26 protein-coding genes, 4 tRNA genes and 1 pseudogene are annotated in these 23,973 nt (G+C 67.4%); 15 read left to right on the forward strand and 16 right to left on the reverse strand.

Annotation, left to right across the window (positions count from 1 at the left end; all coding sequences use genetic code 11):
• Positions 1 to 16: 16 nt before the first annotated feature.
• Positions 17 to 1,597 (reverse strand): phytoene desaturase family protein, encoded by a 1,581-nt coding sequence (locus tag BST13_RS28825; RefSeq protein WP_083168370.1) that lies wholly within the window; start codon positions 1,595 to 1,597, stop codon positions 17 to 19.
• A 48-nt stretch (positions 1,598 to 1,645) separates the two neighbouring features.
• On the reverse strand, positions 1,646 to 2,263 hold the full coding sequence (locus BST13_RS28830) for a TetR/AcrR family transcriptional regulator (RefSeq protein WP_083168371.1): 618 nt from the start codon (positions 2,261 to 2,263) through the stop codon (positions 1,646 to 1,648).
• Positions 2,264 to 2,332: 69 nt separating this feature from the next.
• Between BST13_RS28830 and BST13_RS28835 the strand changes: the two genes are divergently transcribed.
• From BST13_RS28835 to BST13_RS28855, 5 genes are all read left to right on the forward strand, one after another.
• Positions 2,333 to 2,803: a DUF2834 domain-containing protein gene (locus BST13_RS28835; RefSeq protein WP_083168373.1), complete on the forward strand. Its 471-nt coding sequence runs from the start codon at positions 2,333 to 2,335 to the stop codon at positions 2,801 to 2,803.
• Positions 2,804 to 2,930: 127 nt separating this feature from the next.
• Positions 2,931 to 4,301, forward strand: a complete 1,371-nt coding sequence (locus BST13_RS28840; RefSeq protein ID WP_083168374.1) for an MFS transporter — start codon at positions 2,931 to 2,933, stop codon at positions 4,299 to 4,301.
• Between the two features lie 10 nt (positions 4,302 to 4,311).
• Complete coding sequence (locus BST13_RS28845; protein ID WP_083168376.1) at positions 4,312 to 4,974, forward strand: response regulator transcription factor; 663 nt, start codon at positions 4,312 to 4,314, stop codon at positions 4,972 to 4,974.
• A complete protein-coding gene (locus BST13_RS28850; RefSeq protein WP_083168377.1) occupies positions 4,975 to 6,354 on the forward strand; it encodes a sensor histidine kinase in 1,380 nt (459 codons plus the stop codon).
• On the forward strand, positions 6,351 to 7,286 hold the full coding sequence (locus BST13_RS28855) for a TAXI family TRAP transporter solute-binding subunit (protein WP_083168379.1): 936 nt from the start codon (positions 6,351 to 6,353) through the stop codon (positions 7,284 to 7,286). Before BST13_RS28850 ends, BST13_RS28855 begins: the two co-directional genes overlap by 4 nt.
• A gap of 3 nt (positions 7,287 to 7,289) precedes the next feature.
• On the opposite strand, the gene BST13_RS28860 is transcribed toward BST13_RS28855, so the two are convergent.
• The 4 genes from BST13_RS28860 to BST13_RS28875 form a co-directional block, all read right to left on the reverse strand.
• Complete coding sequence (locus tag BST13_RS28860; protein WP_083168380.1) at positions 7,290 to 8,144, reverse strand: SDR family NAD(P)-dependent oxidoreductase; 855 nt, start codon at positions 8,142 to 8,144, stop codon at positions 7,290 to 7,292.
• Entirely contained in the window at positions 8,141 to 9,025 is an 885-nt protein-coding gene (locus tag BST13_RS28865; RefSeq protein ID WP_083168382.1) for an alpha/beta fold hydrolase, read from the reverse strand. Before BST13_RS28865 ends, BST13_RS28860 begins: the two co-directional genes overlap by 4 nt.
• A complete protein-coding gene (locus BST13_RS28870) occupies positions 9,022 to 10,374 on the reverse strand; it encodes a cytochrome P450 (protein WP_083168383.1) in 1,353 nt (450 codons plus the stop codon). Before BST13_RS28870 ends, BST13_RS28865 begins: the two co-directional genes overlap by 4 nt.
• 169 nt (positions 10,375 to 10,543) lie before the next feature.
• Positions 10,544 to 11,329 (reverse strand): IclR family transcriptional regulator, encoded by a 786-nt coding sequence (locus BST13_RS28875; protein WP_245839842.1) that lies wholly within the window; start codon positions 11,327 to 11,329, stop codon positions 10,544 to 10,546.
• Between the two features lie 153 nt (positions 11,330 to 11,482).
• Here BST13_RS28875 and BST13_RS28880 point away from each other — a divergent pair, with 153 nt between their 5' ends.
• From BST13_RS28880 to hxlB, 5 genes are read left to right on the forward strand one after another with little or no spacing between them, the layout of a single operon-like run.
• Positions 11,483 to 12,790 carry an MFS transporter gene (locus BST13_RS28880; RefSeq protein WP_211296203.1) on the forward strand — a complete coding sequence of 436 codons (1,308 nt, stop codon included), beginning with the start codon at positions 11,483 to 11,485 and terminating at the stop codon, positions 12,788 to 12,790.
• Positions 12,787 to 13,557 carry a fumarylacetoacetate hydrolase family protein gene (locus BST13_RS28885; protein ID WP_083168386.1) on the forward strand — a complete coding sequence of 257 codons (771 nt, stop codon included), beginning with the start codon at positions 12,787 to 12,789 and terminating at the stop codon, positions 13,555 to 13,557. The genes BST13_RS28880 and BST13_RS28885 overlap by 4 nt, the downstream gene beginning before the upstream one ends.
• Complete coding sequence (locus tag BST13_RS28890) at positions 13,557 to 14,549, forward strand: sugar kinase (RefSeq protein WP_083168388.1); 993 nt, start codon at positions 13,557 to 13,559, stop codon at positions 14,547 to 14,549. The genes BST13_RS28885 and BST13_RS28890 overlap by 1 nt, the downstream gene beginning before the upstream one ends.
• Complete coding sequence (locus tag BST13_RS28895; RefSeq protein WP_083168389.1) at positions 14,546 to 15,175, forward strand: orotidine 5'-phosphate decarboxylase / HUMPS family protein; 630 nt, start codon at positions 14,546 to 14,548, stop codon at positions 15,173 to 15,175. The genes BST13_RS28890 and BST13_RS28895 overlap by 4 nt, the downstream gene beginning before the upstream one ends.
• Positions 15,172 to 15,729 (forward strand): 6-phospho-3-hexuloisomerase, encoded by a 558-nt coding sequence (gene hxlB, locus BST13_RS28900; protein WP_083168391.1) that lies wholly within the window; start codon positions 15,172 to 15,174, stop codon positions 15,727 to 15,729. Before BST13_RS28895 ends, hxlB begins: the two co-directional genes overlap by 4 nt.
• Before the next feature lie 13 nt (positions 15,730 to 15,742).
• On the opposite strand, the gene BST13_RS28905 is transcribed toward hxlB, so the two are convergent.
• The 3 genes from BST13_RS28905 to BST13_RS28915 are packed head-to-tail and all read right to left on the reverse strand — an operon-like array spanning position 15,743 to position 17,252.
• Positions 15,743 to 16,330: a TetR/AcrR family transcriptional regulator gene (locus tag BST13_RS28905; protein WP_083168392.1), complete on the reverse strand. Its 588-nt coding sequence runs from the start codon at positions 16,328 to 16,330 to the stop codon at positions 15,743 to 15,745.
• Positions 16,331 to 16,363: 33 nt separating this feature from the next.
• On the reverse strand, positions 16,364 to 16,627 hold the full coding sequence (locus BST13_RS28910) for a hypothetical protein (RefSeq protein ID WP_245839843.1): 264 nt from the start codon (positions 16,625 to 16,627) through the stop codon (positions 16,364 to 16,366).
• Between the two features lie 46 nt (positions 16,628 to 16,673).
• On the reverse strand, positions 16,674 to 17,252 hold the full coding sequence (locus BST13_RS28915) for a YdcF family protein (protein WP_083168394.1): 579 nt from the start codon (positions 17,250 to 17,252) through the stop codon (positions 16,674 to 16,676).
• 104 nt (positions 17,253 to 17,356) lie between these two features.
• Here BST13_RS28915 and BST13_RS28920 point away from each other — a divergent pair.
• From BST13_RS28920 to BST13_RS28930, 3 genes and pseudogenes are all read left to right on the forward strand, one after another.
• Positions 17,357 to 18,602: pseudogene (locus BST13_RS28920) on the forward strand (MgtC/SapB family protein).
• 117 nt (positions 18,603 to 18,719) lie between these two features.
• Positions 18,720 to 19,112 carry a hypothetical protein gene (locus BST13_RS28925; protein ID WP_142282860.1) on the forward strand — a complete coding sequence of 131 codons (393 nt, stop codon included), beginning with the start codon at positions 18,720 to 18,722 and terminating at the stop codon, positions 19,110 to 19,112.
• Between the two features lie 272 nt (positions 19,113 to 19,384).
• Complete coding sequence (locus tag BST13_RS28930; RefSeq protein ID WP_083168397.1) at positions 19,385 to 19,978, forward strand: hypothetical protein; 594 nt, start codon at positions 19,385 to 19,387, stop codon at positions 19,976 to 19,978.
• On the opposite strand, the gene BST13_RS28935 is transcribed toward BST13_RS28930, so the two are convergent.
• Positions 19,959 to 20,891 carry an NADP-dependent oxidoreductase gene (locus BST13_RS28935; RefSeq protein ID WP_083168409.1) on the reverse strand — a complete coding sequence of 311 codons (933 nt, stop codon included), beginning with the start codon at positions 20,889 to 20,891 and terminating at the stop codon, positions 19,959 to 19,961. The genes BST13_RS28930 and BST13_RS28935 overlap by 20 nt on opposite strands.
• Before the next feature lie 17 nt (positions 20,892 to 20,908).
• The gene (locus tag BST13_RS28940; RefSeq protein WP_211296204.1) at positions 20,909 to 21,349 is read right to left on the reverse strand and encodes a cupin domain-containing protein; all 441 of its coding nucleotides are present in this window, start codon (positions 21,347 to 21,349) and stop codon (positions 20,909 to 20,911) included.
• A 74-nt stretch (positions 21,350 to 21,423) separates the two neighbouring features.
• On the opposite strand from BST13_RS28940, the gene BST13_RS28945 reads away from it, so the two are divergent.
• Positions 21,424 to 22,311 carry a LysR substrate-binding domain-containing protein gene (locus BST13_RS28945; RefSeq protein ID WP_083168400.1) on the forward strand — a complete coding sequence of 296 codons (888 nt, stop codon included), beginning with the start codon at positions 21,424 to 21,426 and terminating at the stop codon, positions 22,309 to 22,311.
• A gap of 81 nt (positions 22,312 to 22,392) precedes the next feature.
• On the opposite strand, the gene BST13_RS28950 is transcribed toward BST13_RS28945, so the two are convergent.
• The 5 genes from BST13_RS28950 to BST13_RS28970 form a co-directional block, all read right to left on the reverse strand.
• The gene (locus BST13_RS28950; protein ID WP_083168410.1) at positions 22,393 to 22,776 is read right to left on the reverse strand and encodes a VOC family protein; all 384 of its coding nucleotides are present in this window, start codon (positions 22,774 to 22,776) and stop codon (positions 22,393 to 22,395) included.
• 79 nt (positions 22,777 to 22,855) lie between these two features.
• Positions 22,856 to 23,230: a hypothetical protein gene (locus tag BST13_RS28955; protein ID WP_245839845.1), complete on the reverse strand. Its 375-nt coding sequence runs from the start codon at positions 23,228 to 23,230 to the stop codon at positions 22,856 to 22,858.
• Positions 23,231 to 23,405: 175 nt separating this feature from the next.
• Positions 23,406 to 23,479: transfer RNA gene (locus BST13_RS28960), tRNA-Phe, on the reverse strand.
• 40 nt (positions 23,480 to 23,519) lie between these two features.
• A tRNA-Asp gene (locus tag BST13_RS28965) sits at positions 23,520 to 23,596 on the reverse strand.
• Positions 23,597 to 23,632: 36 nt separating this feature from the next.
• Positions 23,633 to 23,705, reverse strand: a tRNA-Glu gene (locus tag BST13_RS28970).
• 156 nt (positions 23,706 to 23,861) lie between these two features.
• Between BST13_RS28970 and BST13_RS28975 the strand changes: the two genes are divergently transcribed.
• Positions 23,862 to 23,937: transfer RNA gene (locus BST13_RS28975), tRNA-Lys, on the forward strand.
• Positions 23,938 to 23,973 lie beyond the last annotated feature (36 nt).

Genomic DNA, 23,973 nt, shown 5'->3' on the forward strand with positions numbered 1-23,973 from the left:
GACCGGTACCTGCCAGTCAGCCGTGTGTCGACTGTGAGGCGGTGTCGGCGAGAACAGCTTTGGCGGCGTTGTAACCGGGGATGAAGGTGATGCCGGGCCCACCGTGGCAACCAGCGCTGCCGAGATACAGGCCGGCCACCGGGATCGGCTGGTCGACGTGGCCGCGCGGGCCGGGCCGGTTGCGGCCCATCTGTTCGGGGTGGATCAGGCCGTGGCAGTAGTCCCCGCCTGGTGCGCCGAACATGGTGCCCATATGGCGCGGTGTGAAGGTGGTGTGGAGGATGATCCGGCTCTCGAAATCCGGCGCCAGCCGGGTGATCTTCTCGATGACCCGGCGGCCCATCTCAGCTTTCAACTCGCCGTAGCTCGACGCGGATTCCTCGACCGGGAACCACAGCGCGAACGCGGAGGCCGCGTGCTTGCCTGCGGGCGCCAGCGTCGGGTCGTGCGCCGACGGAATCTGGAAGGCGACGGCCGGGTCGTCGGGGACGATCCCCTTCCTGGCGTTCTGCCACTGCTGCTGAAGATCCTCCGGTGTGCTGAAAATGCCGATGGCCGCTTGCATTTCGGGATCATTGAGCAACTCGTACGGCGCGGCGAAGGTGGGTGCACCGTCGAGCGCGAAGTGCATCTGCAGGTAGCTGCCCCGATGGTCGACGCGGGCAAACCGGTCCCGTATCTCGCTGGGCACGGCGTCGGAGGCGAGCAGCCGGTTGACGGTGAGGTCCGGGGCGACGGCGGAGACCACCACGGGGGCGCTGACTGTCGACCCGTCCGCCAGCCGTACGCCGGTGACGCGACCGGTGTCGACGAGAATCTCCTCGACCGCGGCGTTGAGCCGCACTTCACCGCCGGCGTCGGTCAGCAGTGCGTGCAGATGTTCGGTGAGCGCACCGATACCGCCCGCGAGTTTCTTCATCAGCATGGCGTTCTCGTCGGGTACCGCCATGCCGTAGGCCAATGCCGCAGCACTGCCCGGGGTTTCGGGCCCGCGGTAGGTGGTGTTGACAGCCAGGAAGGCCAGCATGCCGCGCAGCGCGCCGTGTTTCTCGCGGTCCGGCAGGTAGCGGTCGAGCACGTCGCTGACCGAACCGAACAGCAGATCGTCGATCGCGGAACGTTCGAGTTCGTTTGTGGCGCAGGCATACATCTCGTCGACGCTGCGCGGCGGGCGCGCGGCGTCGAACCGGCCCAACGCGCGGGTGGGCGCCTGACTCCAGGCCATCAGATTGGCCATCCCCATCACGGCGTCCGAACCGTGCACCTCGCCGAGGTGGGTGAGCATCTTCATGGGGTCGGCGTAGTAGATCACCGGCGCATCTCCGGTGCCACGCAACGACACCGACATCACCTCGAGGTCGATGGTCGGCAGCGTGTCCAGGCCCAGTTCGCGGCTCACCACGGCCGAGGTGGGAAATTGCAGAGATCCGGCGATCTCGAACCGGTAGCCGTCGAACAGCTCGACCGTGGATGCCATGCCGCCGGCGTAGCGCTTGGCCTCCAGACACACGGTGTGCAGCCCGGCGCGCTGCAGCAGCGCCGCGGCCGTCAGCCCGTTGTGACCGGAGCCGATGACGATCGCGTCGAAGTCCGCCATCGGCTGAGGCTGACACGCCTCCAATGTTTTGTCAATAATGACAAAACATCAGTCGCCGGGCGGGATGACGCCTCCCCGCAGCGACTCCAGCGCGGCCCGGCACAACCGCGCCAGCTCCGGCAGCGACCGCTCCCCCGACTCGTCACCGAGCATCCAGAACTCCATCGCCCCGAACACCGCCGCGGCGATACACCGCGCGGCCACCGTGAGCCGCAGCTGATCGTCCACACCCGGCCCCGGCGGGTCGTCGCGAACCAGCCGCTCGCGGACCGCCTCGGCGAAATCCACCTCGACCTGGCGGATGTGCCGGACGATCCGGCCGGGATCGAGCTCGGCTGCCCGCATCGCGGCGATCTTGGTCACCGCGTCAACGTCATACGGGAAGGCCAGGATCGCCGACTGCACGGAGTCGATCACCGATTCGCCCGGCGGCCGGTCGGCCAGCGCAGCGCGAAACCAGTGCAGCCCCGCGTCGTAGTCGGCGAACAGCAGATCGTGCTTGGAGGTGAAGTGCCGGTAGAAGGTTCTCAGCGACACCCCGGCGTCGGCGGCGATCTGCTCGGCCGAGGTCTCCTCGACGCCCTGCGCAAGGAACCGCACCAGCGCGGCCTGCCGCAGCGCCTCGCGGGTGCGTTCGCTGCGCGCCGTCTGTGCCGGGCGAACCATGCGGGTAACGTACCGCATCGAAGTAATGTCAATATTGACAAAACTTTCGTCCCGTGGTGACACTCGGCTATGGTCTCGCTGATCGTCCACGCGGTTTTGGGCATCATCACCATCGTGCTGATCGTCCGGTTGAACCCGGCGGTCTTCACCCGCGTCCCCGCGGGCCCGAAGGTGTCGACGCTGGAGGCCGTGTTCTACGTCGTCGGTATCGCGTCACTCCCGCTGACCTGGTACTTCAACATTCGCTACGTCTACGAGTACGCCGCCAATCCCTTCCTGGGGCAGGGCTCCTGGGGTGAGTTCCTGCGGCTCGGATACGCCAACCCGGCCGCGGGTTCGGCGAGCTCCGACTACACCGTCGGCAACGTCATCCTGCTTCCGCTGTTCACCATCATCGACGGCCGTCGACGCGGAATCCGGTATCCCTGGTTGTATTTCGTGTCCAGCCTGTTCACCAACTTCGCCTTCGCCTGGGCGTTCTACCTCGCCACCGCCGAACGGCAACGCCGCCATCAGGAATCGGGGGTCGCCGTCGGCTGAGCCGGCCCTCGTCGCGCAATCTGTGGATCGTGCAAGGAAACGCCGGGATCCGTGCCCGGCCCCTTCTCCCGCAGGTGACCGCCCTCACATCATGGGCAGCACCTACAACCGGCGGGGAGGCACGACAATGACGTCAACACAGCGCAGCAGCGACCAGGAGCCGCGGGCGAGATCCGTCGCGGGCAACGTGATTCGCGGATCGCTGGGCAATCTGATCGAGTGGTACGACTGGTACGCCTACGCCGCGTTCAGCATCTACTTCGCCAGCGTGTTCTTCCCATCCGGGAATCCGACGGCGCAGCTGCTGAACACCGCTGGCATCTTCGCGGTCGGCTTCCTGGTCCGCCCGCTCGGCGGCTGGCTGTTCGGTCGCTACGCCGACCGGTTCGGCCGTCGCGCGGCACTGACCCTGTCGGTCACCCTGATGGGCGCCGGCTCGCTGGGAATCGCACTTCTACCCGGATACGCACAGATCGGGGCCCTCGCGCCGGTGCTGCTGGTGATCGCGCGGCTGCTGCAGGGGCTCTCGCTCGGCGGCGAATACGGGACGTCGGCGACCTATCTCAGTGAGGTCGCCACGCCGCACCGGCGCGGCTTCTATTCGTCGTTCCAGTACGTGACGCTGACCAGCGGGCAGCTGCTGGCACTCGGGGTGCAGATCATCCTGCAGCAGATCCTCACGCCCGAGCAGCTGCACTCGTGGGGCTGGCGCATCGCATTCGTCATCGGCGCCGCGGCGGCCGTGACCGTCATGTGGCTGCGCCGCACCATGGATGAATCACCGAACTACGAACTGGCCGTGCGCGAGAACGCCGCAGGTGGCGAGCGCGGCAGCCTGCGCGTACTGCTGCAATATCCGCGGGAATGCCTGACCGTGGTGGGCCTGACCCTGGGCGGGACCATCGCGTTCTACACGTTCACGACCTACATGCAGAAGTTCATGATCAACACCGCCGGCCTGCCGAAAGAGCAGGTCACGTGGATCAACTTCGTCGCACTGCTGCTCTTCGTCGCCCTGCAGCCACTCGTGGGCGCGCTGTCGGACCGGATCGGCCGCCGACCCCTGCTCATCGCGTTCGGAGTGGGCGCCACGCTGTGCACCGTTCCGCTGCTCACGGCGGTCGCGCATGTCCAATCCGCGTTGGCCGCATTCGGGCTGATGATGATCGGCCTGGTCATCGTGTCGGGGTACACGTCGATCAACGCCGTGGTCAAAGCCGAACTGTTCCCGGCCCGCATCCGCGCGCTGGGTGTCGGCCTGCCCTACGCGCTGACCGTCGCCGTCTTCGGCGGCACCACCGAATACGTGGCATTGGGACTCAAGAACATCGGCCACGAGACCTGGTTCTTCGGCTACGTCGCCGCCGCCGCGCTGGTATCGCTGCTGGTGTACGTCTTCATGGGTGAGTCGTCGCGACGGTCGCAGCTGGAACGCGAAACCCGCGAATTGAACACCGGCATCGGCGAATCCATCACAGTTTCGCCCACGGCTTCCTAGCATCAGCGTCATGCAAGTCCTGCTCGTCGAGGACGACGACGGTGTCGCGTCGGCGCTGGCCGAACTTCTCGGCCAGACCGGCGCCACCGTGGTGCGCGCCGGGCGCGGGGGCGATGCGCTCAACCGGGTCAAGGGTTGCGATCTGGTGTTGCTCGACCTGGGGCTTCCGGACATGGACGGCCTCGACGTACTGCGCACGCTGCGGCGAGCCTCGACGGTCCCCGTCATCATCATGACGGCCCGCGACGGCGACGGCGCGGTGGTGCTCGGGTTGCGTGCCGGCGCCGACGACTATCTGGTGAAACCCGTTCGAAAAGCTGTGCTGCTGGCCCGCATTCAGGCCGTCATGCGCCGGGTCCAGCGGGTGGCCGGCGCGCCCGCACACGCCGAACCCGTCGTCGCCGGGCCCGTGCTGATCGACCGCGACCGCAGAGAGGTCAGCGTGGCAGGCACGCCACAACCCTTGACCAAGACCGAGTTCCAAATTCTGGCGACCCTGGCCGCCCAACAGGGCGAGGCTGTCAGCCGCGAGGAACTCATGCTGGAGGTGTGGGGCACCGCGGTGGTCGGGCGATCCCGGTCGCTGGACTTCTTCATCGGGCAGATCCGAGCCAAGCTCGACGGGCTGCCGCTACAGACCGTGCGCGGCTTCGGTTTTCGGCTGGACAGCTAGATGGGCATCCGGGTCAGGATCATCCTCGTCGTCCTGTCGCTGCTGGCGATCGCAGCACTGGCGGTGCCCCTGGCCCTGAGCCTGGCCGACCGGCGTTCGGCGGCACTGGCCGCCGAACGAGGACGACAACTGGCCGCGCTGGCCGACGCCGCGGCGATACCGAATGTCCCGCTGGACCGGCTCGTCGACCGGTACCACGACCTGTACGGGGAAGGTCTGCTCGTCGTCGATGCGAACGGCCAGACCCTCGGCGCGCGTGGACTCACCACGGCCGATCCTGATGTCGCGACGGCAGTGGACCACGCCCTGGTCGACGCGCCTGCGTCGCACTGGGCCCGGATCATGCCGTGGGACCGACAGCACCGACTCGACACCGCGGGCATCCGGCGCGACGGCGAACTGGTCGGCGCCGTGGTGATCGCCGTCGACGTCTCCACTGCCGCACGCGATATCGGCGTCGGCTGGTTGTGGGTCACGGCGGGGTGCCTGGCCCTGCTCGTGCTCGCGGCCCTGGTGGGTCGCGGCCTGACCCGCTGGGTCCTGCGCCCCGTGAACGGGCTGGAACGCGCCGTCGCCGAGATGACCGAGGGGGTGGCCGGCCCACCGGCTGATGTCGCGGGTCCGCCTGAGCTGCGCCACTTCACCTCGGCGTTCAACACGATGGCCCAGGTGGTGCGAGCGTCGTTGGACCGGCAGCGCCGCCTCATCGCCGACGCATCCCACCAGCTGCGCAATCCTCTTGCCGCCGTGCGACTTCGCGCGGACAGCCTGGAAGACTATGTGGCCGAGGCCGGCCGGCCGACCTATGGTTCGATGTCCGCGGAACTCGACCGTCTCGAAAATCTGCTGCAGCAGTTGTTGCGGCTGGCCCGAGCAGAGGAGGTCAGCGGCAGCCGCCGGGTGGGCCTGTCCACCACGGCCGACGAGTCCACCGACCTAGCCGACGTGATCGACGAACGCCTGACGTTCTGGCAACCCATCGCCGACCGTCAGGATCAGCGCCTGACGCACTGCGATTCCCATACCGGGCTCGCAGCTCAGCTCGCCCGGCACGATGTGGAACAACTGCTCGACGTCGCGATCGACAACGCGTTGCGCTACGCCGGGCCCGCCACCACGGTGACGGTGTCTGCGACACCGGCCGATCAGCGGGTCGACCTCGCGATCAGCGACGACGGCGCCGGCCTGTCCGACGACGACTTGGCAAGGGCCACTACCCGATTCTGGCGCGGGAGTGACGACCGGTCCGGCACCGGACTTGGCCTGGCGATCGCCGCCGAGATCGCGGCAGGCCACGGCGGGACGCTCACAGTGGAGAAGGCCGCCGAAGGCGGTCTGCGGGTGTGTTTCGGGCTCCCGGTGGCAGGTTCGCGGGCATGACGGCGGCGGTGACCAGGCGCGCCTTCATGATCGGCGCCGCGGGCGTCCTGACCGCGGGCTGCATGGGCAACGGACCGACCGCGCGCGTGCGGCTGGCCGCAGGCGAATCCGGCGGGCTGTACTTGGCATTCGCGGAACTGCTCGCCGATCGGGTGCACGCCCGCTACCCGCAGGTGCAGGTCGACGTCATCGCCACCGAAGGCAGTGTCGACAACCTTGCCCGGCTACGTTCCGGTGAGGCCGACATGGGGCTCGCCCTGGCTGATGTCACCGAACACGACCTGGCCGGCGGACCGCGCGAGAACGCCCCCCAGGCTGTGGCCCGGGTGTACGAGAACTATCTGCAGGTCCTGGTGCGGGATGCCGCTGCGGCACAGCAACTTTCCGATCTCAAGGGCGGACGTGTCTCGATCGGCCCCGGCGGCTCGGGCGCGGCGGCGACCAGCGTGGTGATGCTCGACGCGGCCGGTCTGCGAAACCGGGTGACACTGGTGAACTATCGCCTACGCGACGGTCTGGCCGGGCTCGTGAACGGCGACCTGCAGGCCGTGGTGTGGTCGGGCGGGGTGCCGACACCCGCGATCACCGACCTCGCGTCCCGGCAGCCGCTGCGCATGCTCGACATCGGGGCCCTCGCCACACCGATGACGCAGCTCTCGGGCTACCCGTACCTGGTGCGCAGCGTGCCCACCGGCGCGTACGCGCCGGTGGGTATCAAGACGATCGGCGTCCCGAACCTTCTGCTCGTCGGCCGCACTGCTGCCGCCGACCTGGCGGCCGCAACCGTGGACGTACTCGCCTCGGACGCAGCGCAACTGGTGCCCGCGCATGTGCGTGGCCTGCAGTACCTGGCCCCGGCGACCATGATCCAAACCGGGCTGGTGCCATTGCATCCCGGCGCGGCGCAGGCCTACCGCCGGCTGCATGGTTGACCGCTACCGCGCCGCCTGAGCCCGGGCCCGGCCACGCAACCGGGACTGCGCGAACCCGATGACGTCGTAATAGTGCGTGGGAGCGATGCGGGCGAGCGCGTCGAACACATAGGCGTCGGGCCCCACCAGGATTCGCGCCTTGCCTGCCTCGACACCCCGGTGGATGATCTCGGCCGCCTTCACCGGTTGAGTCAGGGTGATCGCGGCGAACTCGTCGGCCATCTGAGATTGGCTGCGGCCCCGGCCTTCCGGGTCCTTGCGGAAGCGCGCGTTGCGCACGATGTTGGTGTTGATGCCACCTGGATGCACGTTGACGGCCGACACCCCGGTGCCGCGCAGCTCCTGGCGCAACGCGTCGGTGAACCCGCGAACCGCGAATTTGGCCGAGCAGTATGCACTTTGACTCGGCATCCCGACCAGCCCGAACACACTGGAGGTGTTGACGATGACGCCTTCATCCTGCTTGGCCAGGATCGGCAGGAACGCCCGTGTGCCGTTGACCACGCCGTGGAAGTTGATGTCCCACAGCCATTGATCGTCTTCGGGCACCGCGTCGAGCACATTGGACGCGACCGCGACGCCTGCGTTGTTGAACACCGCACCCAGGGGCTGTGGCGCCCAGTCGGCCACCTCGTCGGCGAACGCGCGCTGATCGGCGGCGTCGCGCACGTCGAGCACCCGGGTCAGCACCGGACCGGCCAGGCTCGCTTCGGTCTCCTTGAGGCCCAGCTCGTCGACATCGGCGATCGCGACGGGGCAGGAATGCGCCGAAAGACGTTGGGCCAGGGCCCGTCCGATGCCGGAGGCGGCTCCCGTGATGACGACCGTGCGGCCGCTGATGGTTCGACGCTTGCTCACAGATGCTCCTTGGTGTGTTTGGTGATGAGGTCCGCCAGCTGGTTCCAAGCCCCACGGGGCAGGTCGTGGCCCATGCCGACGATGGTCTCCAGCCGAGCGCCCGGGATCGCCCTGGCGGTAGCCGCGCCACCGGTGGGATGCACCATGCGGTCGCGGTCCCCGTGGATCACCAGTGTCGGAACGTCGATCTGCGCCAGTTCGGCGGTGCGGTCACCGGAGGCGAAGACGGCCGCGAGCTGGCGCGGCGTTCCCGCGGCCGACCGATCGCGATCCCAGTCGGCGCCGGCCTTCTCACGCACCCAGTCCTCATCGAACGGAAAGCCGTGCGATCCGATGTGCCGGAAGATCTTGACCGCGGCCTCGACGGCCTCGGCGCGGGTGCGGGCGGGACGCCGGGTCGCCATCCGATACCAGGTCGACGGCGCAGGTCTGCCGATGCGGGGTGCGCCGGTGTTCGACATGATCGAGGTCAGCGTCCGCACCCGGCCGGGATAATGCGCGGTGACGGTCTGGGCGATCATGCCGCCCATCGACACGCCGACCAGATGCACGTCCGAGAAGCCAAGGGTATCCAGCAGCCCCACGGTGTCACGCGCCATGTCGCCGAGGTGATACTGCTTGGGATCGTTACCACCCCTGATGATGGCCAAGGGCCCCGGCGGCCGGAACGACATGTGGGTGGAACGCCCGACGTCGCGATTGTCGAAGCGCGTCACGTGGTAGCCCCGCGCGACCAGCTCGGCGACCAAACCGTCCGGCCAGGAATGCAACTGCTGTCCCAGCCCGGCGATCAGCACGATGGGCGGGTCGGCCGGGTCACCGAACTGCTCGTAGCACAAGGAGATTCCGCGACCGACGTCGACGATGTGCTGATCGGTCATGCCGACACCCGCTCGGCCACGACAGGCGCATGAACGACGGGCGTTCGCGGATATACCACAGCCCGCCCGCCGTCACCGGGCGCGATCGCCACCCCCCGGGAATGCCTGCGCTCCCCCGCGGAATAGGTTGTGCCGAACTCGAATTCCCGCAGCAGCGTGGCCAGCGTCACGTTCATCTCCATGTTGGCGAAGGCAGCACCGATGCACCGCCGAATCCCGCCGCCGTACGGGATCCAGGTGTAGGTGTCCGGCGTGGCACCCAGGAACCGGTCAGGATCGAACGTTGCCGGGTCGGTGAAATTGCGCTCCGATTCGTGCGATGCCGCGATACCCACGATGACCGCCGTCCCTTCGGGAATCACCCACTGCCCCAGCTTGATTCGATCGCGCGTCACGCGCACGGTGGCCTCGATGACGGGGCGGGTACGCTGCACCTCCCAGATGGTGGCCTGCCGCAGCTCCGAACCGCCTGCGTCGGCTTCCGCGGTCAGCCGGGACAGCAACCGGGGGTGACGGCGTAGCCGCTCGATGGTCCAGGCCAGCGTGGTGGCCGTGGTCTCATGGCCCGCTGTCAGCAGGGTCAGCAGTTCGTCGGCGACGTGACTGTCGCTGATCGCCGAACCGTCCTCGTAGCGGGCGTGCAACATCAGCGCCAGGACGTCGTTGCGGTCAGCGAAATCCGGGTCCGACCGGGCCTCGGCGATCAGGTCCGCGATGATCTCGTTGTAACGGCGCCGGGATCGTTGCACCCGCCCCCACGGACTCCACGGCCCGAAGTCGCGGCGCAGCCGCGGCGGCATCACCACCATGCGCGAAGCCAGCGGCACCATCGGCGGAAGCAGTTCCCGCAGCTCGTCCAGCGCCGCGCCCCGGGCGCCGAACACGGCACGCAGGATCGCGTTGAGCGTGATCCGCATCATCGGCTCCAACGTCTCGAATTCGATACCGGTGGGCCAGCCGGCGATCTCTCGGCGCACCTCCTCCTCGACGATGGCCTCGTAGCCGCCCATCCGCTTGCCGTGAAAGGCCGGCACCAGCAGCTTGCGGCGCTGCAGATGGGCCGGGCCGTCGAGGCTGAACGTGGAGCCGGGGCCCAGCACCGCCCCGAGATTCGACGCGCGGTGTACCAGGTCCCCGCTGGTGGTGAACAGGTCCTTGACCAAGGCCCTGTCGCTGAGCACCACGGTCCTGCCGAAAATCGGCAGATCGATGGTGTAGGCGCCGTCATACCGGCGGGCCAGGATGGTGATCACCCGGTGCCGCAAGGCCAGGAACGCCATACCGAGCGCGATCTTCGGGATCCGTGGACCCGGCGGCAAGCGCACCGGATCAGTCGTTGCTTCCCCCATGCCGAACCTCCTTGGTACTGCGAAGTACCGATTACGGTACGCGTCGGTACCGCGGGAGGCAAGGGACGGGGTGCTGCGGTCCACCCGCGAGCAGACGCAGAGTCGCACATTCGACCTGCAAACCGTGCGACTCTCCGTCTGCTCGGCAGCGAATTCCTCAGGCGGGGAACTAGCGGGCGGGCAGCTTCAGGGCCAACTCGCGGGCGGCCGCGGTCAACTCGGGCACCATCGCGACTAGGTCATCGCGCGAGAGCCGAAATGACGGGCCCGCCACCGAGATCGAGGCGATGGCCACGCCATCGGCGCCGAGCACCGGGACACCCACCGCGCCGATGCCCTGCTCATGCTCTTCGTCGGCGACGGCGTAGCCGCCGGCATGCACGCGGGCAATCTCCGCGGCGAAGACCTCCCGATCGGTGATGGTGTTGGGCCCGAGCTTGGGTAGCTCGAGCGTCGCGACCAACTCCGCAGACTGCGCGCGCGGCGCGTACGCCACCAGCACCTTGCCCATGGCCGTGCAATGCAGCGGTCCGCGCGTGCCCGGCTCACCGATCACATTGATCTGCCGTGGCCCGTGGATGTGGTGCAGGTACAGCTGGTTGGTGCCGTCGAGCACCGACATCAGCGTCGACTCCTTGGTCTCGGCGGCCAGCCGCCGCAGCACCGGAAGCGCCACTCCGTCGTAACCACGCGCCTCCGAAACTCGTTGCGCCAGCGCGAAAACCGTCAGACCGACCCGGTATCGCTTGGACTGCTCGTCGCATTCGACATAGCCTTCCCGGGCCAGCGTGGCGACCAGGCGGTGCACCGTGGAGAGCGGAAAGCCCGTCTCCCGGGCCAGCTCCGTCAGCGTCCGGCCGTCGAGCGGACCGGCCCCGATCGCACGCATGACGCACAGCGCTTTGCCCACCATGTCGGTGCGGCTGACGGGTTGATCATTCGCGGCGCTCGTCACGCGGCAACTCTAGCACCAGTTATTCCGCTATATGGAAGCATCATCCGTATTTCGGAAGACATACTTGACGTGGATCACAACTTTCTGCCAGTGTGTTCTGTGTTATGGAAGCTACTTCCATATAGTGGAAGACATATGGGAAAGGGGTCCGCGGTGGCCGAAACCTCCAGCACGCCCGCCTCCAGCGGCGCAGTCATCGGCACCCAGCGCTGGTCGCGGCTGCTGCCGATCGTGTTCATCACCTACTCGCTGGCGTACCTCGATCGCTCGAACTTCTCCGTCGGCATCGCCGGCGGCATGAAGGAAGACCTGGCCATCTCCAGCGGTATCTCCGCACTCATCGGAGCCGCGTTCTTCTTGGGCTACTTCCTGTTCCAGATACCCGGCGCCATCTACGCCGAGCGCCGAAGCGTCAAGAACCTGATCTTCTGGTCCCTTATCCTGTGGGGTGTGCTCGCCACCGTGCAGGGCCTGCTGCACAGCGCGGCGCTACTGATCATCGTGCGGTTCCTGATCGGTGTCGTCGAAGCTGCCGTGCTGCCAGCGATGGTGATCTTCCTGTCGCACTGGTTCACCAAAGCCGAACGCGGGCGGGCCAATACGTACCTGATCCTCGGCAATCCGGTCACCGTCCTGTGGCTCACGGCGGTCTCGGGCTACCTTATCGAGGCGACGTCGTGGCGCGGCATGTTCATCCTCGAAGGGCTGCCCGCGATCCTGTGGGCGTTCGTCTTCCGCAAGCTCGTACAAGACCGCCCCGAACAAGCCGCATGGCTCGGCGACACCGAGAAGCGCACCCTGCTCGACACTCTCGACGCCGAACAGCGCGGGTTCCAGAAGTCGACGGGCAGCTATCTGCAGGCGCTGCGCTCACGCAACGTGGTGCTGCTGAGCATCCAGTACTTCCTGTGGAGCCTCGGCATCTACGGTTTCGTGTTCTGGCTGCCGTCGATCGTCAAGCACGGAACCGGGCAGGGCATCGGTTCGACGGGCCTGATCGCAGCGGTCCCGTACGCCTTCGCGGTGGTCGCCATGCTGCTCAATGGCCGGATCTCGGACAAGACCGGCCGCCGCGCACGCTGCGTGTGGCCGTGGTTGCTGGTCGGCGGCTTCGCGTTCTACGGCTCGTACGTCGCCGGCGACCACTTCTGGGTGGCCTTCGCACTGCTGGTGGTCGCGGGGGCATGCATGTATGCCCCGTACGGCCCATACTTCGCACACATCCCGGAACTACTCCCCCGCGATCAGGCCGCGCCGTCCATCGCGCTGGTCAACTCTCTCGGCGCGGTCGGCGGATTCGCGGGTAGCTACCTGGTCGGCTGGCTCAACGGGCTCACCAATTCCACCGACGCTTCGTTCCTGCTGATGGCGGCCTGCCTGCTGGTCGCGGCGGGCATCATGTTCCTGGTCAAGGCGCCGAAGCCGACCGCGGCCGCGACCGATCACCGGATCGCCGCATGACCGGGCGCAGGATCGCCCGCATCGCCCACCCCGGCGGTGTCCACCACGCCACGGTCGAGCCCGACGGCTACGCGCTCATCGCTGACCCGTTCGCAAAGCACCTGCGCCACAACGGAATCGTGGTGCCGACGCGTGATGCTCGGCTGCTGGCCCCGGTCGCACCGCGCACCGTGGTCGGCATGGCACACAACACCGGGCCGACCGACCGGCAGCTGCCGCCGCAGGCGTTCCTCAAGCCGGTCACCACGGTCACCGGGCCCGGTGCGCCGATCCCGCTGCCGACGGGGATCGGCCGGGTCGACGCCGAGGCGGAGCTGGCGGTCGTGATCGGCTGCACCGCAACTCGACTGACCTTGTCCAACGCCGCAGAGCACATCCTCGGCGTCACGATCGCCAACGACGTCACCGCTCGCGATCTGCAACAGAGCGACCCATTGTGGTTTGCCGCCAAGAGTTTTGACGCGTGGACACCGCTCGGGCCGTGGATCGCCACCGGCCTCGACCCGGACGATCTGGCGATCGGCCTGCAGGTGGACGACGTCGACCTTCAGGCCGCAGGCACCGCCGACCTGGCCCGGTCGGTGCTCGAATGCCTGGTCTACGTCACCAGCGTGCTGACGTTGCACCCCGGCGATGTGGTGCTGACGGGAGCACCGGGCGCCAGCGCCGCCATCACCGTGGGATCGACAGTCGTCGCAGCCATTGCCGGTGTCGGCGAACTTCAGAACCCGGTCACGGCGACCGACGATCAGCGAGAGGTGGCCTGATGAACCGACATACGCTCGACGCGGTCACCTTCGGCGAGATGATGGGCATGTTCATGGCCACCTCGCCCGGCCCGTTGCATCGCGTGCGCGGCTACGAGCTGGCGTTGGCCGGTGCGGAAGCCAACGTCGCGACCGGGCTGGCCAGACTCGGACACCGGGTCGGCTGGGTCGGGCGAGTCGGGGCCGACCCCATCGGCCAGTTCGCCGTCGAGCAACTCGCCGCCGAAGGCGTCGACGTGTCACAAATCGGCGTCGACGACACCGCACCCACGGGATCGCAGCTCAAAAGCCTGGCCCAGGGCGGTGATCCAGAGGTGGTGTACTTCCGGAAGAACTCGGCAGGCAGCCGGTTGGCGCCGAGCGAAGCCACCGACATCTACCTGTCCGGCGCGCGGCACCTGCACCTCACCGGCATTCCGCTGGCCCTCTCGAAGAGCACCCGCGCGTTCGCGTTCCACGCCGTCGACGTGGCCCGCAAGGCCGGCGCCACGATCTCGTTCGACCCCAATCTCCGCCCGGCACTGTGGGATTCGCAGGCGGAGATGACAGCGGTGATCAACGACATGGCCCGCCGGTGCGACTGGGTCATGCCTGGGTTGACAGAAGGGGTATTGCTCACCGGGGCCGCGACTGCCACCGGGGTGGCCGAACATTATCTGCGGCAAGGGGTTTCCCGCGTCGTCATCAAGGACGGAAGCCGTGGATCGGCCCTCCACACCCACGACGGCGTGTGGCGTCGCCCCGTGTTTCCGGTCACCGTGGTCGACACCGTCGGCGCCGGTGACGGTTTCGCGGCCGGCTTGATCAGCGCCCACCTCGACGGCCTGGCGCCCGCAGCCGCACTGGCGCGGGCCAGCGCCGTCGGCGCCTTGGCCACCACCTCCCCCGGCGACAAGGACGGATTGCCGACCCGCACCGCGCTCCAGGCATTCCTCGCCGCCGCCCGACCACACTGCGAACCCGCCCGACGAAAAGGAAGCGTTTCCGCATGAAACTGCAGATAGCCCTGGACCGCATGCCCGCCGCGACGGCCCTCGACATCGCCGCAGCGGTGGCACCGCACGTCGACTGGATCGAAGTCGGCACCTCGATGATCAAGCGTGAGGGCGCGGCGTTTGTGGCCGCCGTAGCCGCCGCAACGGGTGACACCCCCGTGCTGGCGGATCTCAAGACCGCCGACGACGCGCGCTGGGAGCTGACGATGGCATATGACGCCGGTGCCGGGTCGGCGACCGTGCTGGGGCTGGCTCCGGCGACCACCATCGACACCGCTGTGCAGGTGGCCCAGGAGCGCGGCCGCGAACTCGTCGTCGATCTCATGGGGCTCGACGCCGCCGCACGCGCCGCGTTGGCCGACCGGTTGCCCGCCGAGGTCGTGCTGGCCGCGCACGTCAGCAAGGACGCACAAGGGCACGGCGTCAGTCCTCTCGCGCAGTTGGGGCCGTGGGCCGACGGCCGCAGGGTCGCCGTGGCAGGCGGTCTCGGGGTCGCCGACATGCCTGCCCTTGCGGGTACCGACATCCGCGTGATCGTCGGCTCGGCCGTGACTTCCAGCCCGGATCCTTTGGCCGCGGTGCACGCGCTGCGCGCGGCAGCCGGGGCGGAGGTGGCGCGATGAGCAGCGCGGAACTCGTCTCGACGATCCTCGGCGAAATCCGGGGCGTGCTGGACACTTTCGACTACGCCCCGCTCGACGCAGTCGCCGACGAGCTCAACTCCGCCAGCCATGTCGTGGTGGCCGGCGAGGGCCGCTCGGGCTTCATGGCCAAGGCGTTTGCGATGCGGCTCATGCATCTGGGCCTGCCGGTCCACGTCGTCGGCGAGACCACCACGCCCGCTCTGGGCAGTGCAGACCTGCTCGTCGCGGTATCCGGATCGGGCACCACTGCGAGCACGGTGCGCACGGCAGAGCAGGCCAACAAAGTCGGCGGCCGGGTGATCGCGGTGACCACCGATCCCGACTCGCCGTTGGCGGCCGCCGCCGCGACGGTCGTACACGTACCCGCAGCCACGAAATACCGCAAACCCGGTGAGGCCGCGACGATCCAGCCGTTGTCGAGTCTCTTCGACCAGGTTTGCCACATCGTTTTCGACGCGGTGTGTCTGCGGCTGGCGATGCTGCGCGAGGTGGACAACGCCGCGGCCCGGGCCGCTCACGCCAACACCGAGTAGCTCGGGGGCCTGCTCAGCGAGGAACCGGCGGCGTCAGCAGCGCGATCGAGGCGTCGACCGCCTCCTCGGCGATATCGCTCATCGATCCGCCGGCCTCGACGGTGTTCGCCGTCAGCTCACGCAGGCCACCGAGCAACATGATGGCCCGCGGCCGCGAAACCTCGACACCCGCGCTGTGGAACTCGTCGGTGTCGGTCATCGTCTGCACCATGACCACGAAGTTCTCCAGCACGTCGCGTTGCAGGTCGCGTGCGGTCGCGCCCAGCGCCGGTACGTCGCGGATCCAGCTCAGCATCAGCTCCGGCCGGGACTCACCCGAGGCGATCCAGGCTTCGACGGCCTGGCGGACCTGATCGCGCCACGGCGCATGCGGGTCTACCGCAGCCGCGATCATCCGCACCTGCTCGGCGTTGGCAGCGGTCAGCAGCGCCACGAAGCACTCCTCGCGGCTGGCGAAATGTTCGTAGAAGGTCCGCCGCGAGGTACGTGCCCGCCGCACGATGTCGGCGACCGTCGTCTTCTGGTACCCATCGGCGGCTATCGACTCTTCGAGCGCATCCAGCAGCCGCGCACGGAAGTCGGTCTTGTCAGCGTCAGTCATCCCGGGCAGTCATGGTACTGATCCGCGCCCGGCTCAGCGGCGCACCGTCGGGCTGTGCCCGACGTCGGATCGCGGCACCACCGGATTGGTACCGGGCGGGTTGTTCTGCAGGAAACCCAGGCACGTCCCGAGGTGCCCGGCCACGCACGGGACGCCGTTGACGGTGGGCACCGGGCCGCCCGAGCGCACTTCGGTGCTGTCGGTGTCCGACGGATCCGCGACGGCAGCCGGAGCCATGGCGAGCGTGAGGGCCCAGCAACTCAGCAACATCCGGAGCAGCCCGGCGCGGTAGGCCATCTCGTCACGCTTTCATCGGCTCGTAGCCGCAGCGTATCCCCCCGGATCAGCCGATGGACGTCATCGGGCTGAGCACGTCCCGGACGAACTGGGCGATGTTCACGGACGGATTGCCGTCCGGGAAGCTCACGGTGGCCAGCATGTTGCCGCCGGCGTCGGCGAAGTTCTGGTCGGCACGGCCCTGATGGGTTGACGACGTCACCAGGATGATGCCCGACGTGCCTGCCGCCTTGGCCAACGGAACCGAGAACTGCGCGTTCTGCACAGTGCTGTTGGCCTTGTCCTCGACGATGATCCGGTTGGCCGGGAAGCCAAGGGTGAGAAGAAGATTGCGCATCGCAGACGCCTCGGTCCGGCCGTTCTGCGGGTTACCGCCGGTGACGATGACGGGCGACTGCGGAAACGCCTGTGCGATCGCCAGGCCGGTGAGTACGCGGTGATAGAGGATGGTTCGCATCGAGCCGTCGGGTTTGAGGCCGTAGCCGAGGATGACGATGGCCGGTTTCGAGAAGTCCTTCCCGGCGACCGGGGGCCCCGCCGCCGCGATTCCCGGGGCGAACCCTCCACATGCGACGGCTGCCGCCAGAACTACCGCTGCGACACCGATTTTCAGGCGACGTGTCATCTGATTCCCCCAAACAGCTGCGACACCTGTGTTTGTCGTGACCCGTGAGCCCGATGTTACCCATCTGACAGATGTGGTCACTCTGACCGCTTAGGGTGAGCATCGTGAGCTGGCAGCATTTTCGTGCCGTTCCTGGTGGCACTGGCCATCGGGCTGCTGCTGGGCTTCGAGCGGGAACGCAGCCACACCCGCAATCTGCCTGCCGGCTCCCGCTCATTCGCCTTGCTGGGCCTGGCCGGAGCTGTCGCGGCCGCCATCGACACGTGGACCATTGCGGCCGGCTCGATCGGCGTCGCCGCCCTGATGGCCGTCGCCTACGTCCGCACCAGCGCCGACGATCCGGGAACCACCACGGAGATCGCCGGGCTCATCGCCTATCTGCTCGGCGCGCTCGCCTACACCCGCCCGGCTGAGGCGGTGGCACTCGCCGTGGTGGTCGCAGGGCTGCTGGTGTCAAAGGCCCGCATCCACCGCTTCGTCCGCGAGATCGTGAGCGAAGTCGAGCTCGAGGATGCGATCAAGTTCTTCGTCGTGGCATTCGTGATCCTGCCGCTCCTGCCCGACCGGCCGCTCGGTCCGTACGGCGTGCTCAACCCGGCGAAGGTGTGGCTACTCGTCGTTCTGCTCACCGGCATCGGCTGGGTCGGCTACATCGGCGTACGGGCACTCGGCCCGCAACGCGGCCTGCTGGTCACCGGCATGGCCGGTGGTTTCGTGTCGGCAAGCGCCACGACCGCGTCGATGGGCCGGCTCAGCCGGACCGAAGCGGGCCTGCGCGCCCCGCTGGCCAGCGCGCTGGTGGCGAGCCTGGCCACCTTCGTGCAGCTGCTCATGGTGATCGGCGTGGTCGACATCGATGTCCTGCGGCGCCTGTGGCCCCCGGTCGTCGCCGGGGCACTCGTGCTGGTGGCCATCGCCGCCTTTGTCTACCGGGGCTCGAGCAGACCCGAGCGCGACACCGACGAACCCCCGGATAAGCCCACGAGCCGGCCGTTCGCACTGCGGCCCGCGCTCGTGCTGGCTGCGGTGCTGACCTTGGCACTGCTCGTCAGCCGGTGGGCGGCCGACGTGCTCGGCCCCAACGGACTGGTGCTCACTGCGTTCGCCGCAGGCCTGGCCGACGCACACGCCGGTGCCGTTGCCGCTGCCAGCCTCGCGGCCACCGGCGCGGTCACGGTCGATGCCGCGCTGATCGCGATCGGTGCAGCTCTGGGCTCCAATCTGCTGGTCAAGGCGATACTGGCATTCACCGCGGGCGGGCGCCGCTTCGGCCTGGCATTCGTGGCCGGAATGGCCGCTCCCACAATCGTATTCGGCGTAGCACTGGCCTTGGCCGTGACCCTGGTGTGAACGGCCCGTCTGGCCGGACGAATTCCCGTCGACATTGAACGCCAAACCCTCTCGTGCCGTGTCACCTACGTACGGGCGAGCGAAAGAGCACGTCCCCGACACAGGCAGGTGATAACGATGCGCACGCTATTGGCAGCAGGCTGCATGGCGGGCATCGCCCTGATCGGCACTGCGGCGCCGGTTTACGCGGACAACACGACCCACAACAACAATTGTCAGAGCATCGAGGCCAATGGCGGTGGTACGCCTGGTAACTCGGCCACATCTCCGGGTTCGGTGTTCAACGAGGGCGGCATCAACAGCCCGCTCGGCGGCAAAGGCGGGCAGGCCTACAACAGTGCCCGTCAGGGCGCGGGCGCACCGTCGCAGTACGACACGGCATGCGCCAAGACCACCGCGAACGGCACGGCCACGCCGATGCAGACCAGCATGTCGCCGACGCAGATCAAGAACAATTCGATCGCGACCCGCGATGCCACCGGGGTGGTGTCCCACATGGGCAAGGGTTGACAAGCGCGTTGCTACCGATCATTCCGATCGCGTTGGCGTGACACCCTGCTGATCGCGTTGGCAGTTGCCAACCGCCCGATGCACGGCACTTCCCCAGGGAACTGACAGGTTATCGGCAGGTGGTAATTCTCCTGTTGCCCAGGACATTTGGAGGTCATTCTTCGACTGAGGCGATCTCAGCAGCGCCAAGCCTCCCCGTAAGCTGGAGGTGTTCCCACAGCCGTGCTACGTTGCCGTGGGGGCCGATTACAACTGTTTGCCAGGGGTGGATTATGAGTGTTGCGGCGCGACTGATCGCCGTCTTGTTGATTCCGTTGGCCGTACTCATGGGTGGGTGCGGAGCCAAACACAACGCCGCGACGGGCGGCACAGGCGGTAGTTCCCAGTCGATCCCGGCGGACCCGTCCGGTGATGCCAGCGACGCGGCCGGCATCACCGAGTCCTGCCCGGCACAGCCGACCACGTCGTTCGCCAAGACGAAATTCGTCATGCACAGCGGTCTGGCCTTCGGCGTCTTCCACCGGTGGCTGTGGAAGCCCTATCAGGCAGGCACATTCAAGTCAGGCGCCAGCGGCCGGATCACCGCATTCATCAAAGGCGGCCTGGCGGCGCTCTTCATCAAGCGTGAAATCCGCTTGGCCAGCAACGACGTTCAGGCCGACCCCAAGTTGTGCAGCGCGCTCATCAAGCCGCTGGCGAAGGTCGGCGACACCGTCAAGGCCGCGTTCGACAAGCTCAAGGGCGGCGACGCCAGCGGCGTCACGGATCTGAACTCCACCATCGGCTCGATCGAATCGACCTCACAGAGCGACGGCGTGCCGATTCAGGAGGACGAGAACGCCGATATCAGCAAGCGTCCGGCGTAGCCGCTACGGCGACGATGGTCTTGCCCGGACGCCGATAAGCCGGATCGAACGCCTTCGGTGCGTCGGACAGCGGCAGGACCGTCCCGACGCTCGGGGACAGCTTGCCGTCACGCACTCGACGCTCCAGCGCAGCCAACTGCGCGCGGTCCGGTTCGACCACGAAGAAGACCGCCCTCGCCTTGTCGGGGTGCACCCGCGGTGGTTCGGCGATGGTGACGAGCGTGCCCCCGGCGCGCACCAATTCGGCTGAGCGATCGAGAATCTCGCCACCGATGACGTCGAACACCACGTCGACTTCACCGGCGTCCTCGAGGCGGTCGGCCGCGAGATCGAGGAAGGCATCGGCGCCCAGTCCCAACACGGCATCCCGCTGTTCGGCTCGCCCGGTGCCGATCACCTGCACCCCGGCATCGTGCGCGAGCTGCACCGCGATTGAGCCGACGGCACCTGCGGCTCCGTGGATCAGCACCGTCTGACCGGCCTCGACTCGGGCGTGCTCGAACAATCCCTGCCACGCGGTCAAGCCGGAAATGGGCAGCGCCGCAGCGACCGTGTGGTCGATACCGGCCGACAGCGGCGCCAGGTTGCGTGCTTCTACCGCAACGTATTCGGCCAAGGTGCCGTTACGGGCCCAGTCGGTGATGCCGAACACGCGTTGACCGACCGTCAACCCGGTTGTGCCGTAGCCCAATTCGGCGACAACTCCGGATACCTCATGGCCCGGCACAGTCGGCGTACGGTCGCGTCCGGCGCGGTCGGTCCAGGTTGCCGGCCAGTCCAACTCGCCGGGGGTGAAGGACGCCGCATGGACGCGGACGACCACGTCGTTCTCGGCGGCATGCGGATAGGGCAGGTCGGCCAGGGAAAGACCCGAAATCCCGGCCGAGCGGTCTTGTATGACGACGGCTTGCATCATTCCTCGTTTCGATGTCAGTTGGCGTGTTGACGGACGCTGGGGTGCCGCAGGTGGTCTCGGGCCACAACCTCTTCCGGTGTGAGCATCGTGATCATCTCGACGCCGGGCGCGCACAGGCAGACCGCGAGAAACCGGCACCATCGGTCCGGCTCGAGGTTGACCATCTGATAGTGCACGACCTCACCGCCGGGCTCCCAGAAGGCCTCGCCCTCGACGATTTCCCGCGGTTCCTCGCCTTCGAGCTCGAACAACATGCGGCCTTCCAGCAGGTAGCCGAACACCGGCCCGGAATGCCGGTGCGGCGCCACGCCGGCGTCGGCGGGTGGCAGTTCCACCAGTTGCGTCATCGCATGGGCTCCCTCGGGGATCTGCGGTGGTGTGACCATCAGCAGGTCGGTGATCTTGGTGTTTCCGGCAGCCAGCACAGTCGGCCCTTTCTGTCGATGCTTCCCCATCACACCGCGCACGGGTCATCAAGTCCAACGAATGCTTTTGATACTTCTCATCTAATTTGTTGATAGAAAGAAGCATGGAACTGCGCCAGCTCGAACACTTCGTCGCCGTTGCGGGCGAGTTGAGCTTCTCGCGAGCCGCGCACCGCGCGCACGTCGTCCAGTCCGCACTGTCCACGTCAGTCGGCAAGTTGGAGAAGGAACTCGGCGTCGAGCTCTTCGACCGCTCCCGCCAACAGATCAAGCTGACCCCGGCAGGAGAACTGTTCCGCGAACATGCCGCACGCGTGCTGCAAACCGCTCGTATCGCAAAGGAATCCGTCGGCGACTTCGGGGGCCAACTGACCGGGACGGTTGATCTCGGGGCCCTCATCAGCTCTGGCGCGCTGGATGTCCCGAGGGTCCTCGGACAGTTCCACCGGGATTACCCCTTCGTGCAGATCCGGTTGCGGCAGAGCCAAACCGGCTCCAGTGCGTATCTCTCGGCGATCGCCGACGGATCACTGGACCTGGCGCTCGTGTCCGCACCCGACAGGTTTCCCGGGCGGATCCAGATGCACTTGCTGCGTCAGGAGCCCATGGTGTTCGTGTGCCGCACCGACCATCCACTCGCCGCGCACAACAAAGTCGCGATCACCGAACTCACCGGCGAGGATCTCATCGGATTCCCACCGCAATTCGGGCTCCGGCGCCTCGTCGACGACGCGTTCGCCGCCACGGGCGTCACCGCTCACACGCCGCACGAAGTCGCGCTCGAGTACTCGATCGCGGCCGAGCTGGTGCGGCACGGCCTCGGCACCATCTTCATGCCGGCCAGTGAGGCAGCCCGCTTTCCCGACCTGCGTGCGGTGCACGTGCTCCCCGCAGTGATATGGAAGATCTACCTGGCCTCGGCCGAGCAGTCCAAGCTCGGGCCTGCGACGGCCAAGCTCGCCGCGATGCTGCTCGCCCTGGCCGACGACTGACCCGCGGTGCGCCGAGATTGACGCCACGGTCGCTGCCGAGCGTTGGCAGCAGCCCTACCGTCAATCTCGGCGTCGCGCAGGCTATGCCAGCGGGCTTAGCCGTGCCCGCAGCAGACAGAACACGTTGCCCTCGGGGTCGGCCAGCACATGCCACGACTCCTGCCCGGTCTGGCCGATGTCGGCGGGGCGCGCACCGAGTTCCAGAAGCCGCGCCAATTCGGCGTCCTGATCGCGATCAGTGGCATTGACATCGATGTGCAGCCGTGGCTTGCCGTGGCTCGGCTCGTCATTGGGGCTCAGGATGAGGGTCGGCTGCGGACCGCCGAAGCCTTCACGCGGCCCGATCTCCACCGAGCCATCAGCGGGGCGATCGAGTACCACGTAGTCCAGCACGTCACACCAGAACCGCTCCAACACCGCGGGATCGCGGCATTCGAGCACGAGCTCACTGATCCGACATGCCATCGACGCCACCTGTCTCGACCCGGGATTGCGACCGTATCGAATACTGCGAGGACCGGCGAACGATTTTCCGGGCAGTCGATCACGGGCACCAGGGCGGGATCGGGCAGAAGTTGAGGGCCGGCGGTGGCGGAGGCGGCGCAGGCGGGATATCGCCCTCGAAGATGTTCTGCGCGACGTTGCCCTGCCCCGGCGTGACATACCAGTAGGTGTGGCAGACAGTGTTGTCCCAGACCACCGGGTTCACGCGAAGATTTCCGGTCTGCACAGGGGGATCGCCTGGACACCAGTGACACGGCCCTGCCGGGTTGCTGTCGGGGCAACCAGGCCAAGCGTGGTTGTCGAGCGGCACCGGCCCCGGCTGGGCCTCAGCAATACCCGAGGTCATGCCGACAACGCCTGCGACGCTGCCCCAAACCAGCACAGCCGCTGAGAGTCCGACCATCAGTCGCTTCACTACGCACCTCCCGGTAGGGAGCAGGGGCCGTTGCACGGTTCCCTTGCTTGCCGTCCGGCCATGTTCGACCGTGCTGCAAGTGGACGCCGTCAGGGCTACTACCGATCCCAATATCATGCGGGATCGAACGCCCCAGAAAGCAGAAAAACCACCTGTTGCCAGGTGGCTCTATCAGTGGCCAGGGCCGGGATCGAACCGGCGACCTTCCGCTTTTCAGGCGGACGCTCGTACCAACTGAGCTACCTGGCCGGAAGGCGTCGGTCATTCCAACCGAAATGCCTCGCCGTGATGGCGACCCTGACGGGACTTGAACCCGCGACCTCCGCCGTGACAGGGCGGCGCGCTAACCAACTGCGCCACAGGGCCTTGCTTTCCTGCGTTGCTCCGCATTACTGCGTAGCGTACCCCCAACGGGATTCGAACCCGTGCTACCGCCGTGAAAGGGCGGCGTCCTAGGCCACTAGACGATGGGGGCCTAAATCCGAATCTCTCCGGGGTACTCACTACGTTGTCCGTTGGGAGCTTCGATAGCTTAGGGTACGGATGCCCAAATCCTCAAACCCAATGGTAGAAGGCCTAAAGCGGGCGGCCGGAGACATCGCGGCGCCCACCAAGTATCCTTTCACTCCGCGCCCCTATAGCTCAGTTGGTAGAGCTACGGACTTTTAATCCGCAGGTCGTAGGTTCGAGTCCTACTGGGGGCACCAGCACCACCATCGCCGCCTCCATCGCGAGGCGGCGAT

The sequence above is a fragment of the Mycobacterium aquaticum genome, assembly GCF_002086485.1.
Lineage (GTDB): Bacteria > Actinomycetota > Actinomycetes > Mycobacteriales > Mycobacteriaceae > Mycobacterium > Mycobacterium aquaticum.

Excerpts from the sequence above, each read along its gene's own strand:
- BST13_RS28825 (WP_083168370.1), bottom strand. The coding sequence starts at position 1,597 with ATGGCGGACTTCGACGCGATCGTCATCGGCTCCGGTCACAACGGGCTG.
- BST13_RS28830 (WP_083168371.1), bottom strand. The coding sequence starts at position 2,263 with ATGGTTCGCCCGGCACAGACGGCGCGCAGCGAACGCACCCGCGAGGCG.
- BST13_RS28835 (WP_083168373.1), top strand. The coding sequence starts at position 2,333 with ATGGTCTCGCTGATCGTCCACGCGGTTTTGGGCATCATCACCATCGTG.
- BST13_RS28840 (WP_083168374.1), top strand. The coding sequence starts at position 2,931 with ATGACGTCAACACAGCGCAGCAGCGACCAGGAGCCGCGGGCGAGATCC.
- BST13_RS28845 (WP_083168376.1), top strand. The coding sequence starts at position 4,312 with ATGCAAGTCCTGCTCGTCGAGGACGACGACGGTGTCGCGTCGGCGCTG.
- BST13_RS28850 (WP_083168377.1), top strand. The coding sequence starts at position 4,975 with ATGGGCATCCGGGTCAGGATCATCCTCGTCGTCCTGTCGCTGCTGGCG.
- BST13_RS28855 (WP_083168379.1), top strand. The coding sequence starts at position 6,351 with ATGACGGCGGCGGTGACCAGGCGCGCCTTCATGATCGGCGCCGCGGGC.
- BST13_RS28865 (WP_083168382.1), bottom strand. The coding sequence starts at position 9,025 with ATGACCGATCAGCACATCGTCGACGTCGGTCGCGGAATCTCCTTGTGC.
- BST13_RS28870 (WP_083168383.1), bottom strand. The coding sequence starts at position 10,374 with ATGGGGGAAGCAACGACTGATCCGGTGCGCTTGCCGCCGGGTCCACGG.
- BST13_RS28885 (WP_083168386.1), top strand. The coding sequence starts at position 12,787 with ATGACCGGGCGCAGGATCGCCCGCATCGCCCACCCCGGCGGTGTCCAC.
- BST13_RS28890 (WP_083168388.1), top strand. The coding sequence starts at position 13,557 with ATGAACCGACATACGCTCGACGCGGTCACCTTCGGCGAGATGATGGGC.
- BST13_RS28895 (WP_083168389.1), top strand. The coding sequence starts at position 14,546 with ATGAAACTGCAGATAGCCCTGGACCGCATGCCCGCCGCGACGGCCCTC.
- hxlB (WP_083168391.1), top strand. The coding sequence starts at position 15,172 with ATGAGCAGCGCGGAACTCGTCTCGACGATCCTCGGCGAAATCCGGGGC.
- BST13_RS28905 (WP_083168392.1), bottom strand. The coding sequence starts at position 16,330 with ATGACTGACGCTGACAAGACCGACTTCCGTGCGCGGCTGCTGGATGCG.
- BST13_RS28910 (WP_245839843.1), bottom strand. The coding sequence starts at position 16,627 with ATGGCCTACCGCGCCGGGCTGCTCCGGATGTTGCTGAGTTGCTGGGCC.
- BST13_RS28915 (WP_083168394.1), bottom strand. The coding sequence starts at position 17,252 with ATGACACGTCGCCTGAAAATCGGTGTCGCAGCGGTAGTTCTGGCGGCA.
- BST13_RS28925 (WP_142282860.1), top strand. The coding sequence starts at position 18,720 with ATGCGCACGCTATTGGCAGCAGGCTGCATGGCGGGCATCGCCCTGATC.
- BST13_RS28930 (WP_083168397.1), top strand. The coding sequence starts at position 19,385 with ATGAGTGTTGCGGCGCGACTGATCGCCGTCTTGTTGATTCCGTTGGCC.
- BST13_RS28935 (WP_083168409.1), bottom strand. The coding sequence starts at position 20,891 with ATGCAAGCCGTCGTCATACAAGACCGCTCGGCCGGGATTTCGGGTCTT.
- BST13_RS28940 (WP_211296204.1), bottom strand. The coding sequence starts at position 21,349 with ATGGGGAAGCATCGACAGAAAGGGCCGACTGTGCTGGCTGCCGGAAAC.
- BST13_RS28945 (WP_083168400.1), top strand. The coding sequence starts at position 21,424 with ATGGAACTGCGCCAGCTCGAACACTTCGTCGCCGTTGCGGGCGAGTTG.
- BST13_RS28950 (WP_083168410.1), bottom strand. The coding sequence starts at position 22,776 with ATGGCATGTCGGATCAGTGAGCTCGTGCTCGAATGCCGCGATCCCGCG.